Here is a 17499-nt window from a genome sequence, read left to right on the forward strand (position 1 = left end):
GTGCCGCCCGGGGTCACGAGGTGGGCCTCGTGGGGCCGTCGGGGCCGCCGGGGCAGGACCGTTCGCCGTCCCGGCCCGCGTCGGGGTCGAGCAGCAGGTGCGCCGCGTGCAGCAGCCGGTCCACGTCGACCGGTTTGGGCACGTAGTCGTTGGCGCCGCAGGCGATCGAGCGCTCCCGGTCGCCCGGCATCGCCTTCGCCGTGAGGGCGATGATCGGCAGCTCGGCGAAGCGCGGGGTGCGGCGGATGGCCTCGATCGTCTCGTATCCGTCCATCTCGGGCATCATGATGTCCATCAGCACGAGGGCGACGTCGGGGTTCCGCTCCAGGGTCTCGATCCCCTCGCGGCCGTTCTCCGCGTACAGGACGGGCATCCCGATCCGGCCCAGGACGTGGGTGAGGGCGAAGACGTTGCGGATGTCGTCGTCGACGATGAGCACGCGGTTGCCGGCCAGGACCCGGCCGGTGCGGCCGTCCCGCCACTCGTCGATCCGGTTCGAGGTGGGCCAGGTGTCCCCCGGCGCGACCGGGCCGGACGTCCGGCGCTCGGCGTCGTACGCGGCGGCCACGGGCACCGGGCCGCCTCCTGCCTCCGCTCCGCCGCCCGCGGGGCCGTGCTGCGGCTCGGGCTCGCCGGCGCCGCCGTGGCCCGCGTACACCGCCGGGACGTACAGCGTGAAGGTGCTGCCCCGGCCGGGCTCGCTCTCGGCGACGATGCGGCCGCCGAGCAGCCCGGCGATCTCCCGGCTGATGGACAGCCCCAGCCCGGTGCCGCCGTACTTGCGGTTGGTGGTGCCGTCGGCCTGCTGGAAGGCCTCGAAGATCACCGGGAGCTTCTCGCCGGGGATGCCGATGCCGGTGTCCCGCACGGCGAAGGCGATCAGGTCGTCGGCGCCCTCGCAGCGCGCCACCCGCAGTTCCACCCGGCCCTGGGAGGTGAACTTGATCGCGTTGGAGAGCAGGTTGCGCAGCACCTGCTGCAGCCGCTGCTCGTCCGAGAACATCTCGCGGGGCACGTCCTCGCCCACGGCGACGTCGAAGGTGAGCCCGCGGTCGAGGGTGACCGGGCGGAAGGTGGCGTGCACGTAGTCCAGCAGCTTGATCAGCGGCAGCTTCTTGGGACGGACGTCCATGCGGCCCGCCTCGATCTTCGACAGGTCCAGGATGTCGTTGATCAGCTGCAGCAGGTCCGAGCCGGAGCGGTGGAAGTGCACCTCCTGCTCCGACAGATGGCCGTCGGGGTTGTCCGCGAGCAGCCGGGCCAGGATCAGCAGCGAGTTGAGCGGGGTGCGCAGCTCGTGCGACATGTTGGCCAGGAATTCCAACTTGTACTGCGAGGAGGTGGCCAGCAGGGCCGCCTTCTCCTCCAGTTCGGCGTTGGAGCGCTGCAGCTCGGCCTGCTGCCGCTGGAGTTCGTCCGACCGCTCCTGCAACTGCTGGGCGAGCCGCTGGGACTCCGACAGCAGGGACTCCGTGCGGGAGTTGGCGATGATCGTGTTGATCGCCACGCCGATGGTGCTGACGAACTGGTCGAAGAAGGCCAGGTGGACGTCGGAGAAGCGGGAGAAGGAGGCCAGTTCGATGACGCCGAGCAGTTCGTCCTCGAAGAGGATGGGGATGATCACGACACTGGTCGGGGCGGCCTCGCCGAGACCCGAGGTGATGGTGATGTAGTCGGTTGGCGCCTCCTCCACGAGGATGCGTTTCTTCTCCAGCGCCGCCTGCCGCACCAGCCCGTGTCCTGGCATGCCCGGGGTGTCCACCGTGGCGCCCTGCGCCGAGCCGTACCCGGCGATGAAGGCCAGCCCGCGCGGCGCCCGGGGCTGGGCGGTGCCGCTCCGGCCGGCGTCGGTCTGGGCCAGGAAGAACGCCCCGTACTGGGCGTTCACCAGCGGGGTCAGCTCGCGCAGGATGAGGTCCGCGACCTCCATCAGGTCACGGTGCCCCTGCATCAGGCCGGCCAGGCGGGCCAGGTTGGACTCCAGCCAGTCCTTGGCGCGGGTGGTCTCGCGGAGGTTGGCCACCATCAGGTTGACGTTGTTCTTCAGCTCGGCGACCTCGCCCTGCGCCTCGACCGCGATGCTGCGCGACATGTCGCCCTGGGCGACCGCGGAGGCCACCTCGGCGATGGCCCGCACCTGGGTGGTCAGGTTGGACGCCAGCTCGTTCACATCCGTCGTCAGGCGCTTCCACGTGCCGTACACGCCCTCCACCCGGGCTTGGCCGCCCAGCTGGCCCTCGCTGCCGACCTCACGGGCGACCCGGGTCACCTCGGAGGAGAAGGACGACAGCGTGTCCGCCATCGTGTTGATGGTCGTCTTCAGCTCCAGGATCTCGCCGCGCGCGTCCACGTCGATCTTCTTCGACAGGTCGCCCTGGGCGACGGCGGTGGCGACCTGGGCGATGTTCCTGACCTGGGAGGTCAGGTTGTCGGCCATGAAGTTGACGTTGTCGGTGAGGTCCTTCCAGACGCCGGAGACGCCGCGGACCTGGGCGCGGCCGCCGAGCCGGCCATCGGTGCCGACCTCGCGGGCGACCCGGGTCACCTCACCGGTGAACAGCGAGAGCTGGTCCACCATGCGGTTGACCGCCCGGCCGAGCCTGCGCAGGTCCCCGCGGAGCGGCCGGCTGCCGTCGTGCAGGTCCACCCGCTGCGTCAAGTCGCTGTCCGCCACGGCGTCCAGCACCCGGGTGGCGTTCGCCGCCGGGATGACCAGCGCGTCGATCAGGGAGTTCGCCGCCTGCACGCTCATCGCCCAGGACCCCTGGCCCGGGCTGTCCGCGAGCCGCTCGTCCAGCCTGCCCCGGCGTACGACCTCCCGCTTGACCCGGCCCAGTTCGGCGGAGAAGTGCTGCTCCCGCGCGACGATCCGGTTGAACGTTCCGGCGAGTTCGGCCAGCGCCCCTTCGGCACCGTCACCCAGCCGCACCCGGAAGTCGCCGTCGCACAGGGAGCGCATCGCCGTGAGCAGCGGCCGCAGTTCCGCCGCGCGTATCCACTCACCGTCCGGCGGCGGGTCGACGACACGCGGACGCGCAGGAGTCGCGGTTTTCGGGGCGGGAACAGCCGATTTAAGAGCCATGACGGCCTTCTTCGGTGACTCGGCGCTTATGAGCGCGCTCAGTCTGTCACGCTGTGCGTGCCGTTAAGGGCGCAATGCCGGATCTGCTCGGGAGCCGCACAGTGGGGCCAGATTCCATGCCACGGGAGTTCGTTTCCCGTACCAGCCTGCCCGGCAACCAGCTGGCGGCCTCCGCGGCACGGAAGTTCGTCCGCGCCGCGCTGGCCGAGTGGACCACCGAGGAGCCCTGGCCGGCCGAGAGCATCGGTGACCACCTCGTGGACGACGCGGTGCTGCTCGTGAGCGAACTCGTGACGAACGCGGTCATCCACGCCGGCACCACGGTCGAGCTGCTCTGCCGGCTGGAGAGCGCGGCACCCGGCGCACGCGAGGACGGCGGCCTCGTCGTCGAGGTCTCCGACCACCACCCCGCCCGGGTCGTCCGCGACCGGGCCGAACTCGCCCGCGAGGGCCGCGACGGCGGGCGCGGCCTGCAGCTCGTCTCCGCGCTCTCCGAGGAGTGGGGCATCACCTACCGGCGCGACCTCAAGACCATCTGGTGCCGGCTGGCCGCCGCCCGCGGACCCGGGGAGACGCTGCCGCCGGCGCCCGAGGCCGAGGGAGCCCTGCTGCGCGGACTGCGCGCCACCGAGATCCTCGCGCCCATGGCGCACCGCCTCCCGCGGCGGTACGACAGCGAGTGGATCAACCGTGGTTCGCTCTCCTTCCTCGCCGAGGCCTCCGACCTGCTGGCCGGGCAGCTCGACGAGGACATGGTCGCCTCCCTCGCCGGGCAGCTGCTGGTGCCCCGGCTCGCCGACTGGTGCGCCGTCTGGCTCACCGGGGACGGGCCCGAGGGCTCCGAGCCGCGCCTGGCGCGCGTCTGGCACGCGGCGGAGGGCCGCATCGACGCGCTCCGCATGGTGCTGGAGAAGGAACCGCCGCCGCCCGGCTCCCGCCCCGGCGCAGTGCCCTGGCCGTGGCCCGCCGTCGCCCACGGCGCGGAAGCGGTCGGCGCGGCCCTCGCCTGCCCCCTGGTCACCGGGGGCCGCCGGCACGGCACGCTGCTCCTCGGACGCACGGGGCTGATGCGCTTCCCCGACGAGGTCATCGGTCTCATCGAGGACTTCGCGCGCCGCGTCGCCCTCGCGGTGGGCACCGCCCGCCAGTACACGCGGCAGGCCATGATCAGCCGGGTCCTGCAGCGCGGCCTGCTGCCCGCGGGGCTCGGCGCGGTGCCGGGCGTCGACACGGCCGTCGTCTACGAGCCCACGCGTGCCGACGTCGTCGGCGGCGACTTCTACGACCTCTTCCCCGCGGGCGGCGGCCGCTGGTGCTTCGCCCTCGGCGACGTCCAGGGCCACGGCCCCGAGGCCGCCGCGGTCACCGGCCTCGCCCGGCCCGTCATGCGGCTCCTCGCGCGCGAGGGGTACGGCGTCGCCGAGGTCCTCGACCGGCTCAACCGCGCGCTGTCGGACGAGGCCGCGGCCGCCACGCTCGGCGACGCGCTCGGGCCGGGGTGGGACGCGGGGCCGCGCTTCCTGTCCCTGCTGTACGGGGAGATCGTCCCGGAGGGTCCGGACGGGCCGCAGGGGGCGGGGGAGGGCGCGGCGGGTGGCGGTGCCTTGTGCACGTTGGCCAGCGCCGGGCACCCCCTTCCGCTGCTCCTCACGGGAAGCGGCGCGGTACGGCCCGCGGCGGCGCCGCAGATACTGCTCGGGATCACGGACGACGCGCGGTACCGCAGCGAATCGTTCCGGCTGGCCCCCGGGGACACGCTGCTGTGCGTCACGGACGGGGTGACGGAGCGGCGCAACGGGAGCCGTCAGTTCGACGACGACGACGGGCTCGCGGCCGTGCTCGCGGCGTGCGCCGGGCTGGGGGCGGCGGGGGTGGCGGAGCGGGTCCGGCGGGCGGTGCACGAGTACGACGTGGCGCCGCCGGATGATGATCTCGCGGTGCTTGTGCTTCAGGCCCAGTGAGGGTGCGTTCGCTGTGTGCGGGGGGTGCCCCTTGCGGCCCGTTGTTGTGTGCGGCGCCGTTGTGGTTGCGGTTGCGGTTTCTCCCCCACCCTCCCGCCCTCCCCCAGCCTTCGGCCGGGGTGCCCCCATGGGGGCACCCCGCCACACACCCTCCTGCCGGCTTGGGCGACTAACGGCCGGATGGGGTGAGGAGGCGGTCCGGGGTTGCCGCAAGTGCCCTTCTGAATCCCCACCGGCCGCTATGCGCCCCGACAACCGGAGGGGGTGTGGCGGGGTGCGCCCGGAAGCGACGAGCGGCGGACCCGGGCGCCGAATGATGCGGACGTAAACCGCGAGCGCTGAGGACGTGCGCCGGCGCGGCCCCGACCCAGGCACACGATGCGCAGGCCCGCACTGACCGCGCCGGATGGGGGTCCCCCCCCCGGCCGAAGGCTGGGGGAGGGCGGGCGGCGGGGAAACCCCGAACCGCAACCACGACGCACCCGCACACGTCCACCGGGCCGCACACGAGGGGACCGGAACCGCCCTCGGAGGGAATGGCGGACAATGGGACGCATGCCATCCGTACTGCCCGACGGGGAGCCCATGCCTGAGGACGGCGCGCTCCCGCCGACCGCCCTGCGCGGCGCGGAGTCCCGCCCGCTGGGGTTCTACCTGCACGTCCCGTACTGCGCGACCCGCTGCGGCTACTGCGACTTCAACACCTACACCGCCGCCGAGCTGCGCGGCACCGGCGGCGTGCTCGCCTCCCGGGAGAACTACGCGGACACCCTGGTCGACGAGATCCGGCTGGCCCGCAAGGTGCTGGGCGACGACCCCCGCCGCGTGGAGACCGTGTTCGTGGGCGGCGGGACCCCCACCCTGTTGCCGGCCGCGGACCTGGCCCGGATGCTGGGGGCCATCCGTGACGAGTTCGGCCTGGCGGAGGGCGCGGAGGTCACGACGGAGGCGAACCCGGAGTCCGTGGACCCGGCGTACCTGGAGGAACTGCGGGCCGGGGGGTACACGCGGGTCTCGTTCGGGATGCAGAGCGCCCGGCCGCACGTGCTGCAGGTGCTGGACCGGCGGCACACGCCCGGCCGCCCGGAGCAGTGCGTGGCGGAGGCGCGGGCGGCGGGGTTCGAGCACGTCAACCTCGACCTGATCTACGGCACGCCCGGGGAGTCGGACGAGGACTGGCGGGCGTCGCTGGACGCCGCGATCGGCGCGGGGCCGGACCACGTGTCGGCGTACGCGCTGATCGTGGAGGAGGGTACGCAGCTGGCGCGCAGGATCCGGCGCGGCGAGGTGCCGATGACGGACGACGACGTGCATGCGGACCGCTACCTGATCGCGGAGGAGCGCCTGGCGGCGGCCGGCTACGGCTGGTACGAGGTGTCGAACTGGGCGACCTCGGACGCGGCCCGGTGCCGCCACAACGAGCTGTACTGGACCGGCGCGGACTGGTGGGGCGCCGGGCCGGGCGCGCACAGCCACGTGGGCGGGGTGCGGTGGTGGAACGTCAAGCACCCGGCGGCGTACGCGGCGGCGCTCGCGGAGGGCCGCAGTCCCGGGGCGGGCCGTGAGGTGCTGGCGGCGGAGGACCGCCGTGTGGAGCGGATCCTGCTGGAGCTGAGGCTGTCCGACGGCTGCCCGCTCGACCTGCTGGCCCCGGCGGGTGCCGGGGCCGCGGAGCTCGCCGTGAGGGACGGCCTCCTGGAGGCCGGTCCTTACCGCGAGGGCCGCGCCGTCCTCACCCTGCGCGGCCGCCTGCTCGCCGACGCCGTCGTCAGGGACCTGGTCGACTGACTCAGCCAGGGGCCGTGACGAAGTCGATCAGTTCCTCCACGCGGCCCAGCAGTTCCGGCTGCAGGTCCCGGTAGGAGTGGACGGCGCCCAGGATGCGCTGCCAGGCGGCGCCGGTGTTCTCCGGCCAGCCCAGGGCGCGGCACACGCCGGTCTTCCAGTCCTGGCCGCGGGGGACGGCCGGCCAGGCGGGGATGCCGACGGAGGAGGGCTTCACGGCCTCCCAGACGTCGATGTAGGGGTGGCCGGCGACCAGGACGTGCTCGCCGGTGACCTCCGCGGCGATGCGGGACTCCTTGCTGCCCGGGACGAGGTGGTCCACGAGGACGCCGAGGCGGGCGTCCGGGCCGGGGGCGAAGGAGGCGACGATGGCCGGGAGGTCGTCGACGCCGTCCAGGTACTCGACGACGACGCCCTCGACGCGCAGGTCATCACCCCAGACGCGTTCGACCAGTTCCGCGTCGTGGCGGCCCTCGACGTAGATCCGGCCGGCGCGGGCGACCCGGGCGCGGGCGCCGGGGACCGCGAGGGAGCCGGAGGCGGTCAGCCGGGGGCCGGCCGCGGGGGCGGCGGCGGAGGGGCGTACGAGGGTGACCACGCGGCCCTCCAGGAGGAAGCCGCGGGGCGTCATCGGGAACACGCGGTGCTTGCCGAAGCGGTCCTCCAGGGTGACCGTGGGGCCCTCGGCGGTCTTCTCGCAGCGGACGACCGCGCCGCAGTAGCCGGTGGACACCTCCTCCACCACCAGGTCCCGTTCGGCCGCGACCTCGGGTGCGGGCGTGGCGGGACGCTTCCACGGCGGGGTGAGGTCGGGGTCGTAGTTGCGGCTGCGCATGCCAGGGATCGTATCCGCGCGGCGCACCGCTCAGACGGATCCGAACCGGGCGGAGAGCGCGTCCCGTTGGGCGCGGACGAAGCGGGCGTCGACGACGGCGCCGTGGCCCGGCACGTACAGCGCGGTCTCGCCGCCCAGCCGCAGCAGCCGGTCCAGGGTCGCGGGCCAGGAGTGCGGGGCGGCGTCGGGCCCGGCCTGGGGCTCGCCGGACTCCTCGACGAGGTCCCCGCAGAAGACCACGGCCGGCGTGCCCGGCACGACCACCACCAGGTCGTGGGTGGTGTGGCCCTCACCCGGGTGGACCAGGAGGACCTGGCGGTCGCCGCCGAGGTCGAGCTCGTAGGAGCCGTCCACGAGGTGGCCGGGGCGTACGAGGGCGTCCGCGGCCCGTGCGGACTCGGCCTCGCCGGCGCCGTGCTCGACCGCGTCCAGGCCCAGCGAGAAGCGCTCGCGGTCGAGGTAGGCGTCGAGGGTCATCTCCCCGAAGACCTGGACGCCCTCGAAGGCGGCGGCGCCGAAGACGTGGTCGAAGTGGCCGTGGGTGAATGCGATGTGCGTCACGTCCCGTCCGGTCAGTTCGCGCACCTCCCGGCGCAGTCCGGCACCCTCGGGGACCGAGGATCCCGTGTCGACCAGCAGCACGCCTTCGTCGCCGACGACGACCCCGACGGTCACGTCGAGGAAGGGCAGCCGCCGCCGCGCCACCCCCGGTGCGAGCTGCTCCCAGCCGCCGGGGGAGTCCGGTGCGGTCGGTGTGGTCTCCACAACGCGACGGTATCCCCGCGGGACGCCTCGCGCCCGCTACGGTGGCCGGTCAAGGACGCCCCCGGGCCGGACCCGTGGACGGCCCTTGCCGAGGTCTTGCCACCCCGCCGTACACTGACTTGGGGAAAACTGGCACTCAGGGAAGAGGAGTGCCAGGCCACGGGGGCGACACGACCCGCACGGTGACCGAGCGACTGGAGGTGCGCGATGCTCAGCGAACGACGGCTCGAAGTGCTGCGTGCCATCGTCCAGGACTACGTGGGCACCGAGGAGCCGGTCGGCTCGAAGGCGCTCACCGAGCGGCACGCCCTCGGCGTCTCCCCGGCCACCGTCCGCAACGACATGGCCGTGCTGGAGGACGAGGGCTACATCCAGCAGCCCCACACCAGCGCGGGCCGCGTGCCGACCGACAAGGGCTACCGGCTCTTCGTCGACCGGCTCACCAGCGTCAAGCCCTTGTCCGGCGCCGAGCGCCGGGCCATCCAGAACTTCCTGGACGGCGCCGTCGACCTCGACGACGTGGTGGCCCGCACGGTCCGGCTGCTGGCGCAGCTGACCCGGCAGGTCGCGATCGTCCAGTACCCGTCGCTCACCCGCTCGACCGTGCGCCACGTCGAACTGCTCGCGCTCGCCCCGGCCCGGATCATGCTCGTGCTGATCACGGACACCGGACGGGTGGAGCAGCGGCTGGTGGACGCCCCGGCGCCGGTCGGCGAGACCGTCCTGGCCGACCTGCGCGCCCGGCTGAACAGCATGGTGGTGGGACGCCGGTTCAGCGACGTCCCGCCGCTGGTGCAGGAGCTCCCCGAGGGCTTCGAGCCCGACGACCGGCCCTCCGTCCAGGTGGTCCTCGCCACACTGCTGGAGACCCTGGTCGAGGAGACCGAGGAGCGGATCATGCTCGGCGGCACGGCCAACCTGACCCGCTTCGGGCACGACTTCCCGCTGACGATCCGCCCGGTGCTGGAGGCGCTCGAGGAGCAGGTGGTGCTCCTCAAGCTGCTGGGCGAGGCCAAGGACTCGGGCGTGACGGTGAGAATTGGTCACGAGAACTTCCATGAGGGCCTGAACTCCACATCGGTCGTCTCCGTCGGCTACGGTTCGGGCGACGAGGCGGTGGCGAAACTCGGCGTGGTCGGACCGACCCGCATGGACTACCCCGGAACGATGGGAGCGGTACGCGCAGTGGCACGTTACGTCGGACAGATCCTGGCGGAGTCGTAGTGGCCACGGACTATTACGCCGTGCTCGGCGTACGCCGCGACGCAAGCCCGGACGAGATCAAGAAGGCCTTCCGCCGTCTTGCGCGCGAGCTGCACCCGGACGTCAATCCGGACCCGAAGACCCAGGAGCGGTTCAAGGAGATCAACGCCGCCTACGAGGTGCTCTCGGACCCGCAGAAGAAGCAGGTCTACGACCTCGGCGGCGACCCGCTGTCGGCCAACGGCGGCGGCGCGGGCGCAGGCGCGGGCTTCGGCCAGGGCTTCGGCAACTTCAGCGACATCATGGACGCCTTCTTCGGGACGGCGTCCCAGCGCGGTCCGCGCTCGCGCACGCGGCGCGGCCAGGACGCGATGATCCGGCTGGAGATCGAGCTGGACGAGGCGGCCTTCGGCACGACCAAGGACATCCAGGTCGACACGGCCATCATCTGCAACACCTGCCACGGCGAGGGCGCGGCCCCGGGCACGACCGCGCAGACGTGTGACATGTGCCGCGGCCGCGGTGAGGTCTCGCAGGTCACGCGGTCCTTCCTGGGCCAGGTCATGACCTCCCGGCCGTGCCCCCAGTGCCAGGGCTTCGGCACCGTCGTCCCCACCCCGTGCCCGGAGTGCGCGGGCGACGGCCGGATCCGGTCGCGGCGCACGCTCACGGTCAAGATCCCGGCCGGTGTCGACAACGGCACCCGCATCCAGCTCGCGGGCGAGGGCGAGGTCGGCCCCGGCGGCGGCCCCGCCGGCGACCTGTACGTCGAGATCCGCGAGCTGCCGCACCAGGTCTTCCAGCGGCGCGGCGACGACCTGCACTGCACCGTCACCATCCCGATGACGGCCGCGGCGCTGGGCACGAAGGTCCCGCTGGAGACCCTGGACGGGCTGGAGGAGATCGACATCAGGCCCGGGACGCAGTCCGGCCAGTCGATCCCGCTCCACCAGCGCGGCATCACCCACCTGCGGGGCGGCGGCCGGGGCGACCTCATCGTGCACGTCGAGGTCCAGACCCCGGGCAAGCTCGACCCGGAGCAGGAGGAGCTGGTGCGCCGCCTGGCGAAGCTGCGCGGCGAGGAACGGCCCATGGGGCAGTTCCAGCCGGGCCAGCAGGGCCTGTTCTCCCGCCTGAAGGACGCGTTCAACGGGCGTTAGCACGACACGGCCGGGCCGACGGGGCCCGGCCGCCCACCGGCCCGCGGTCCGGGGTGGACACCCTGGACCGCGGGCCGACGCGTGCCGTGAAACGATGGCCGCATGGCCGCATGGCCGCCCTGACCCACCGCTCCCCGAGGACCGCGCCGTGACCGCACCCGTCTTCGTCGTCGAACCCGGAGCGCTGGGCCCGGACCGCATCACCCTCTCCGGCCCCGAAGGGCGGCACGCGGTGTCCGTGCGCCGGCTGCGGGTCGGCGAGGAGATCGTGCTCACCGACGGCCTGGGACGCGGCGCGTACGGCACGGTGGCGGCCGTCGACGGCAAGGACACGCTCGAGGTCGCCGTCGCCGACGTCCGCGAGGAGGCCGAGCCCCGCCCGCGGATCACCGTCGTCCAGGCGCTGCCCAAGGGCGACCGCGGGGAACTCGCCGTCGAGACCATGACCGAGGTCGGCGTCGACGCGGTCGTGCCGTGGGCCGCCGCGCGCTGCATCACCCAGTGGAAGGGCGAGCGCGGCGCCAAGTCCCTGTCCAAGTGGCGTTCCACCGCCCGCGAGGCCGCCAAGCAGGCCCGGCGCCTGAGGTTCCCCGAGGTCGCCGAGATGATGACGACCCGTCAGGTCGCCGGGCTGCTGTCCGGTGCGGCATTCGCCGCGGTCCTCCACGAGGAGGGCTCCGAGCCGCTCGCCGTGGCCCCGCTGCCGCCCGAGGGTGACCTCGTGCTCGTCGTCGGCCCCGAGGGCGGGGTCTCCCCGGAGGAGCTCGACGCCTTCGCCGCGGCCGGTGCCAAGCCGTACCGACTCGGCGCCAGTGTCCTGCGCACCTCCACCGCCGGCGTCGCCGCGACCGCCCTCCTGCTCGGCCGCACCGGGCGCTGGGGCTGAGGCGGCCGCCGGGCCGGAATCCCCCCGGCGGGCAATGAGATCGAAAACCCCTGACCAGCAGGGCGCCGGGTGGTTAGTGTGACGACGTGACGCAGCCGCAGCCTTCGCACCCCGCGTACCTCCGCTTCCCGCACCTGCACGGTGACCTGATCACCTTCACCGCCGAGGACGACGTCTGGGCCGCCCCGCTGGACGGCGCCGGCCGGGCCTGGCGGGTCAGCGCGGACAACATGCCCGTCGGCCATCCGCGGTTCTCCCCCGACGGGGCGCTCATCGCGTGGACCTCCACGCGGGACGGCGCACCCGAGGTGCACGTCGCGGCCACCGACGGCGGGCCGTCGAAACGCCTGACGTACTGGGGCAGCGGCCGCACCTCCGTGCGCGGCTGGACGCCCGGCGGCGACGTACTGGCCATCAGCACGTCCGGGCAGGCGTCGCTGCGCCGCACCTGGGCGCGGGCGATCCCGGTCGACGGCGGTCCCGCGTCGACGCTGCCGTACGGGCCGGTCGGCGACGTCGCCCACGGGCCGGACGGGGCCGTGCTGCTGCTGTCGGCCACGATGGGCCGCGAGGCCGCGGCCTGGAAGCGCTACCGGGGCGGCACCGCGGGCAAGCTGTGGATCGACCGCACCGGCGACGGGGAGTTCGAGCGGATCCACGCCGGCCTGGACGGCAACCTGGAGTGCGCGATGTGGGTGGGGGACAGGATCGCCTTCCTCTCCGACCACGAGGGCGTCGGCGCGCTCTACTCCAGCCTCCCCGACGGCGGCGACCTGCGCCGGCACACCGCCGTGGAGGACGGCGGCTTCTACGCGCGGCAGGCCGCCACCGACGGCACCCGCGTCGTCTACACCAGCACCGGCCGGTTGTTCCTGCTGGACGACCTCGCCGGCGCGCAGGCCCGCCCGGTCGAGGTACGCCTCGGCGGCCAGCGTGCCGACCTGCAGCCGCACCCGGTCCACGCGGCCCACCACCTCGGCGACGCCCGGCCCGACCACACCGGCCGTGGCAGCGCGGTGGAGATCCGCGGCACCACGCACTGGGTCACCCACCGCGGCGGCCCGGCGCGGGCGTTGTCCGCCGAGCCGGGGGTGCGCACGCGGCTGCCGCGGGTGTTCGGCGGCGAGGGCGACCAGCAGGTCGTCTGGGTCACCGACGCCGAGGGCGAGGACGCGCTGGAGATCGCCCCCGCGGCGGGCTCCGGCACTGCCGCGCCCCGCAGGCTGGCCGCGGGGCGGCTCGGCCGGGTCCTGTCCATGAGCGTCTCCCCGGACGGCCACCGGATCGCCGTCGCCTCGCACGACGGCCGGGTGCTGCTCGTCGAGGCCCAGACCGGTGAGGTCCGCACCGTCGTCGAGGGCGAGCACGGCCCCGCGAGCGGCCTCGCCTTCTCGCCCGACTCGGCCTGGCTCGCGTGGTCGCACGCCGGTCCCGACCCGCTGCGCCAGCTCAAGCTCGCCTCGACCGCCGACCTCACCGTCGTCGACGCGACCCCGCTGCGCTTCCGGGACTTCTCGCCCGCCTTCACCGCCGACGGCAAGCACCTGGCGTTCCTGTCCGAGCGCTCCTTCGACCCGGTCTACGACGAGCACGTCTTCGACCTCGCCTTCCTCGGTTCCTGCCGCCCGCACCTGATCACGCTCGCCGCCACCACGCCCTCGCCCTTCGGCCCGCAGCGCCACGGGCGGCCGGTCGACTCCTCGTCCGAGGACAAGGACGGCGACGACCGCGGCCAGGACGAGGGCAAGAAGGACTCCCGCAAGGAGGACGGCGAGGACCGGCACCGCACCCCCGTCACCAAGGTGGACGCCGAGGGCCTGGCCGACCGCATCGTGCCCTTCCCGGTGGAGGCTGCCCGCTACTCCACGCTGCGCGCGGCCAAGGACGGCGTCCTGTGGCTCCGGCACCCCGTGCGCGGCGTCCTGGGGGCGAGCCTGGCCTCGCCCGAGGCCGAGCCGCCGTCCACCGCGCTGGAGCGGTACGACCTCAAGCAGCTGCGCGTGGAGGACATCGCCGACGACGCCGACGACTACGCCGTCAGCGGGGACGGCAACAAGGTGCTGGTGACGTCCGGTCACCGGCTGCGGGTGGCGGCGGCCGACCACAAGTCGGCACCGTCCGACGACGAGACCGACAGCAACGTGACCGTCGACCTCTCCCGGGTCCGCGTCACCGTGGACCCGCAGGCCGAGTGGCGTCAGATGTACGACGAGTCGCACCGGCTGATGCGGGACAACTTCTGGCGCGCCGACATGGGCGGCGTCGACTGGGACGGCGTGCGCGAGCGCTACCGGCCCGTCCTGGACCGGGTCGCCACCCACGACGACCTCGTCGACCTGCTCTGGGAGGTGGCGGGCGAGCTCGGCACCTCGCACGCCTACGTCACCCCGCCCGGCGGCCGCGGTGACGCGCTGAACCGCCAGGGCCTGCTCGGCGCGGACCTCGCCCGCGACGCGGACGGCGTGTGGCGGGTGGAGCGCGTGCTGCCCTCGGAGACCTCCGACCCCCGGGCCGGGTCCCCGCTGGCCGCGCCGGGCGTCGCGGTCCGCGCCGGCGACGCGATCCTCGCGGTGGACGGACGGCCCGTGGAGCCGCTGGCCGGCCCCGGCCCGCTGCTGCTCGGCACCGTGCGCAAGCCCGTGGAGCTCACCGTCGGCCCGGCCGACGGCGGGGCGGTGCGCCATGTCGTCGTCGTGCCCATCGGGGACGAGGAGCCGCTGCGCTACCACGACTGGGTGGCCGGGCGCCGGGCGTACGTGCGCGAGCTGTCCGGCGGACGGCTGGGGTACCTGCACGTGCCCGACATGGTCGGCTCCGGCTGGGCCCAGATCCACCGCGACCTGCGCGTGGAGGTCACCCGGGAGGGTCTGGTCGTGGACGTGCGGGAGAACCGCGGCGGCCACACCTCCCAACTGGTCGTGGAGAAGCTGGCGCGGCGGATCGTGGGCTGGGACCTGCCGCGCGGGCTGCCCGCCTTCAGCTACCCGCTGGACGCTCCGCGCGGGCCCGTCGTGGCCGTCGCGAACGAGTTCTCCGGCTCGGACGGCGACATCGTCAACGCGGCGATCAAGGCGCTGGGGATCGGGCCCGTGGTGGGCACCAGGACCTGGGGCGGCGTCATCGGCATCGACTCCCGCTACCACCTGGTCGACGGGACGCTGGTCACCCAGCCGAAGTACGCCACGTGGCTGGAGGGCGTGGGCTGGGACGTGGAGAACCACGGTGTCGACCCGGACGTGGAGGTCGTCCACACCCCGCAGGACTGGGCCGCCGGGCGCGACCCGCAGCTGGACGAGGCCGTGCGCATCGCCCTGGAGGCGCTGGAGGCCAATCCGGCCCGTACCGCGCCCCCGTTGCCCTAGCGGCGTGGGCGGGGCGGGGCCCGGTGCGACCCGGGCCCCGCGCCGGCGCGCCGCCGCGAGGGGCACCGGTAGCATGCGGGACGTACTGATCAACCCCTGGACGGAGGCGTCAGGTGGCGGGAGAACCGCAGGCGGACTGCCTGTTCTGCAAGATCGTCGCGGGGAGCATCCCCGCGACCGTCGTGCGGGAGACCGAGACGACGGTCGCGTTCCGCGACATAAACCCCCAGGCGCCGACGCACGTCCTGGTCATCCCCAAGGCGCACTACCCGGACGCCGCCGCACTGGCCGCCCAGGCGCCCCAGCTCGCCGCGGACGTGCTGCGGGAGGCGGGCGAGGTCGCGGCCGGGGACAAGGTGGACGGCACCGGCTACCGGGTCGTCTTCAACACCGGCGCGGGGGCGGGCCAGACCGTCTTCCACGCGCACGCCCACGTGCTGGGCGGCCGTGGCCTCGAGTGGCCTCCCGGATAACCACCGGTGTCCGCACGTGAATTGGTCGTGCTCGGCACGGCCAGCCAGGTCCCGACCCGGCACCGCAACCACAACGGCTACTTCCTGCGCTGGGACGCCGAGGGCATCCTCTTCGACCCGGGGGAGGGCACCCAGCGTCAGATGCTGCGGGCCGGTGTGGCGGCGCACGACCTCACCAGGCTGTGCGTGAGCCACTTCCACGGGGACCACAGCCTGGGCCTGGCCGGGGTGATCCAGCGGATCAACCTGGACCGGGTGCCCCACCCGATCACCGCCCACTACCCCGAGTCGGGCAGGCGGTTCTTCGACCGGCTGCGGTACGCCACCGCCTACCGCGAGACCGTGCGGCTGCGCGAGGAACCGGTGGCGGGCGAGGCCGCGGTGCTGGTCGACTCCGAGGCCTTCCTGCTGGAGGCGCGCCGGCTGTCGCACCCGGTGGAGGCGTACGGCTACCGGCTGGTCGAGCCCGACGGGCGCCGCATGCTGCCGGAGCGTCTGGCCGCGCACGGCATCACCGGCCCGGCGGTGGGCCGGCTGCAGCGCGAGGGCGAGGTGGACGGGGTGACGCTCGCCGAGGTAAGCGAGACGCGCCCGGGCCAGCGCTTCGCCTTCGTGATGGACACCCGGCTGTGCGACGCGGTGTACGCCCTCGCCGACGGCTGCGACCTGCTCGTCATCGAGTCGACCTTCCTGGACGAGGACGCCGCGCTCGCCGAGGAGCACGGCCACCTGACGGCCGGCCAGGCAGCCCGGGTGGCGGCCGAATCGGGCGTACGACACCTGGTGCTCACGCACTTCTCGCAGCGCTACACCGACCCGGCGGACTTCGAGCGCCAGGCCCGGGACGCGGGTTTCCAGGGCGAGCTGACGGTCGCCCAGGACCTCGGCCGGGTCGCCGTGCCGAAGCGCCGCCAGGCCTAGCCGGAGCCGTCCGCACCCCTGTGACCTGTACGGTTGCGAGGTGAGCATCCCGAAGGCCGAACTCCACCTGCACATCGAAGGCACCCTCGAACCCGAACTCGCCTTCACCCTCGCCGAGCGGGGCGGGGTCGACCTGCCCTACGCCTCGACCGAGGAGCTGCGACAGGCCTACTCCTTCAGCGACCTGCAGTCCTTCCTGGACCTGTACTACGCGCTCATGGCCGTGCTCCGCACCGAGCAGGACTTCGCGGACCTCGCAGACGCCTATCTCGCCCGGGCCGCCGCGCAGGGCGTGCGGCACGCCGAGGTCTTCTTCGACCCGCAGGCGCACACCGCGCGCGGCGTCCCGATCGGCACCGTCGTCGAGGGCCTGGCGCGGGCGCTGGACGGCAGCCGGGAGCGGCACGGCGTCAGCACGCGGCTGATCATGTGCTTCCTGCGGGACGAGCCGGCCGAGTCCGCGCTGGAGACCTTCGAGGCCGCCCGGCCCCACCTGCACCGGATCAGCGCCGTCGGCCTGGACTCCGCCGAGGTCGGCCACCCGCCGTCGAAGTTCCGCGCGGTCTACGAGGCCGCTGCCGCGGCGGGCCTGCGCCGGGTCGCGCACGCGGGTGAGGAGGGCCCGCCGGCGTACGTGTGGGAGGCGCTGGACGTGCTCGGCGTCGAACGGATCGACCACGGCATCCGCAGCATGGAGGACCCGGAGCTGGTGGCCCGGCTGGTCCGCGACCAGGTGCCGCTGACCGTCTGCCCGCTGTCCAACGTGCGGCTGCGCTGCGTGGACACCCTCGCCGACCATCCGCTGCCCGCCATGCTCGACGCGGGGCTACTGGTCACCCTGAACTCCGACGACCCCGCCTACTTCGGCGGCTACGCGGGCGACACCTTCGACGCCGTGGCCGGTGCGCTCCCGCTCGGCGAGGACGCCCTGCGCCGGCTCGCCCGCAACTCCTTCCTGGCCGCCTTCCTCGACGACGACGAGGAACTGCGCGCCCGGTACCTCGCCGAGGTGGACGCCCACACGTTCTGAGCCCGCTCTGAGTGCGTGCGCGCGTGCCGGCATGAG

At 73.9% G+C, this 17499-nt stretch carries 11 protein-coding genes and 1 pseudogene; 9 read left to right on the plus strand and 3 right to left on the minus strand.

Annotated elements, in window-relative coordinates:
• Positions 1-13: 13 nt before the first annotated feature.
• Positions 14-2593, minus strand: a pseudogene (locus PV410_RS06985) (hybrid sensor histidine kinase/response regulator); the annotation flags it as partial.
• A 605-nt stretch (positions 2594-3198) separates the two neighbouring features.
• Between PV410_RS06985 and PV410_RS06990 the strand changes: the two are divergent.
• Together PV410_RS06990 and hemW are read left to right on the plus strand one after the other, a co-directional pair.
• A complete protein-coding gene (locus tag PV410_RS06990) occupies positions 3199-5043 on the plus strand; it encodes a SpoIIE family protein phosphatase (RefSeq protein ID WP_500322985.1) in 1845 nt (614 codons plus the stop codon).
• A 555-nt stretch (positions 5044-5598) separates the two neighbouring features.
• Positions 5599-6831, plus strand: coding sequence for a radical SAM family heme chaperone HemW (gene hemW, locus PV410_RS06995; protein ID WP_500322986.1), 1233 nt, complete (start codon positions 5599-5601; stop codon positions 6829-6831).
• A gap of 1 nt (position 6832) precedes the next feature.
• Here the strand turns inward: hemW and PV410_RS07000 are convergent, their stop codons facing one another.
• Together PV410_RS07000 and PV410_RS07005 are read right to left on the minus strand one after the other, a co-directional pair.
• Complete coding sequence (locus PV410_RS07000) at positions 6833-7663, minus strand: DUF3097 domain-containing protein (protein ID WP_500322988.1); 831 nt, start codon at positions 7661-7663, stop codon at positions 6833-6835.
• 30 nt (positions 7664-7693) lie between these two features.
• A complete protein-coding gene (locus tag PV410_RS07005; protein WP_500322989.1) occupies positions 7694-8428 on the minus strand; it encodes an MBL fold metallo-hydrolase in 735 nt (244 codons plus the stop codon).
• Between the two features lie 207 nt (positions 8429-8635).
• Between PV410_RS07005 and hrcA the strand changes: the two genes are divergently transcribed.
• The 7 genes from hrcA (at position 8636) to PV410_RS07040 (ending at position 17463) form a co-directional block, all read left to right on the plus strand.
• The gene (gene hrcA, locus PV410_RS07010) at positions 8636-9652 is read left to right on the plus strand and encodes a heat-inducible transcriptional repressor HrcA (RefSeq protein ID WP_500322990.1); all 1017 of its coding nucleotides are present in this window, start codon (positions 8636-8638) and stop codon (positions 9650-9652) included.
• Complete coding sequence (dnaJ, locus tag PV410_RS07015; protein WP_499511827.1) at positions 9652-10791, plus strand: molecular chaperone DnaJ; 1140 nt, start codon at positions 9652-9654, stop codon at positions 10789-10791. The genes hrcA and dnaJ overlap by 1 nt, the downstream gene beginning before the upstream one ends.
• Before the next feature lie 148 nt (positions 10792-10939).
• Positions 10940-11677: a 16S rRNA (uracil(1498)-N(3))-methyltransferase gene (locus tag PV410_RS07020; RefSeq protein WP_500322992.1), complete on the plus strand. Its 738-nt coding sequence runs from the start codon at positions 10940-10942 to the stop codon at positions 11675-11677.
• A gap of 86 nt (positions 11678-11763) precedes the next feature.
• Positions 11764-15039 carry a S41 family peptidase gene (locus PV410_RS07025; protein WP_500322993.1) on the plus strand — a complete coding sequence of 1092 codons (3276 nt, stop codon included), beginning with the start codon at positions 11764-11766 and terminating at the stop codon, positions 15037-15039.
• 113 nt (positions 15040-15152) lie between these two features.
• Positions 15153-15512 carry a histidine triad nucleotide-binding protein gene (locus tag PV410_RS07030; protein WP_500322995.1) on the plus strand — a complete coding sequence of 120 codons (360 nt, stop codon included), beginning with the start codon at positions 15153-15155 and terminating at the stop codon, positions 15510-15512.
• Between the two features lie 6 nt (positions 15513-15518).
• Positions 15519-16433, plus strand: a complete 915-nt coding sequence (locus tag PV410_RS07035; protein ID WP_500322996.1) for a ribonuclease Z — start codon at positions 15519-15521, stop codon at positions 16431-16433.
• 40 nt (positions 16434-16473) lie between these two features.
• The gene (locus tag PV410_RS07040) at positions 16474-17463 is read left to right on the plus strand and encodes an adenosine deaminase (RefSeq protein WP_500322997.1); all 990 of its coding nucleotides are present in this window, start codon (positions 16474-16476) and stop codon (positions 17461-17463) included.
• Positions 17464-17499 lie beyond the last annotated feature (36 nt).

The organism is Streptomyces sp. PA03-5A (assembly GCF_033792725.1).
Taxonomy (GTDB): Bacteria; Actinomycetota; Actinomycetes; order Streptomycetales; family Streptomycetaceae; genus Actinacidiphila.

Bases quoted from the DNA above. Each gene is read 5' to 3' on its own strand.
- hemW (WP_500322986.1), top strand. From the start codon at position 5,599: ATGCCATCCGTACTGCCCGACGGGGAGCCCATGCCTGAGGACGGCGCG.
- hrcA (WP_500322990.1), top strand. From the start codon at position 8,636: ATGCTCAGCGAACGACGGCTCGAAGTGCTGCGTGCCATCGTCCAGGAC.
- PV410_RS07000 (WP_500322988.1), bottom strand. From the start codon at position 7,663: ATGCGCAGCCGCAACTACGACCCCGACCTCACCCCGCCGTGGAAGCGT.
- PV410_RS06990 (WP_500322985.1), top strand. From the start codon at position 3,199: ATGCCACGGGAGTTCGTTTCCCGTACCAGCCTGCCCGGCAACCAGCTG.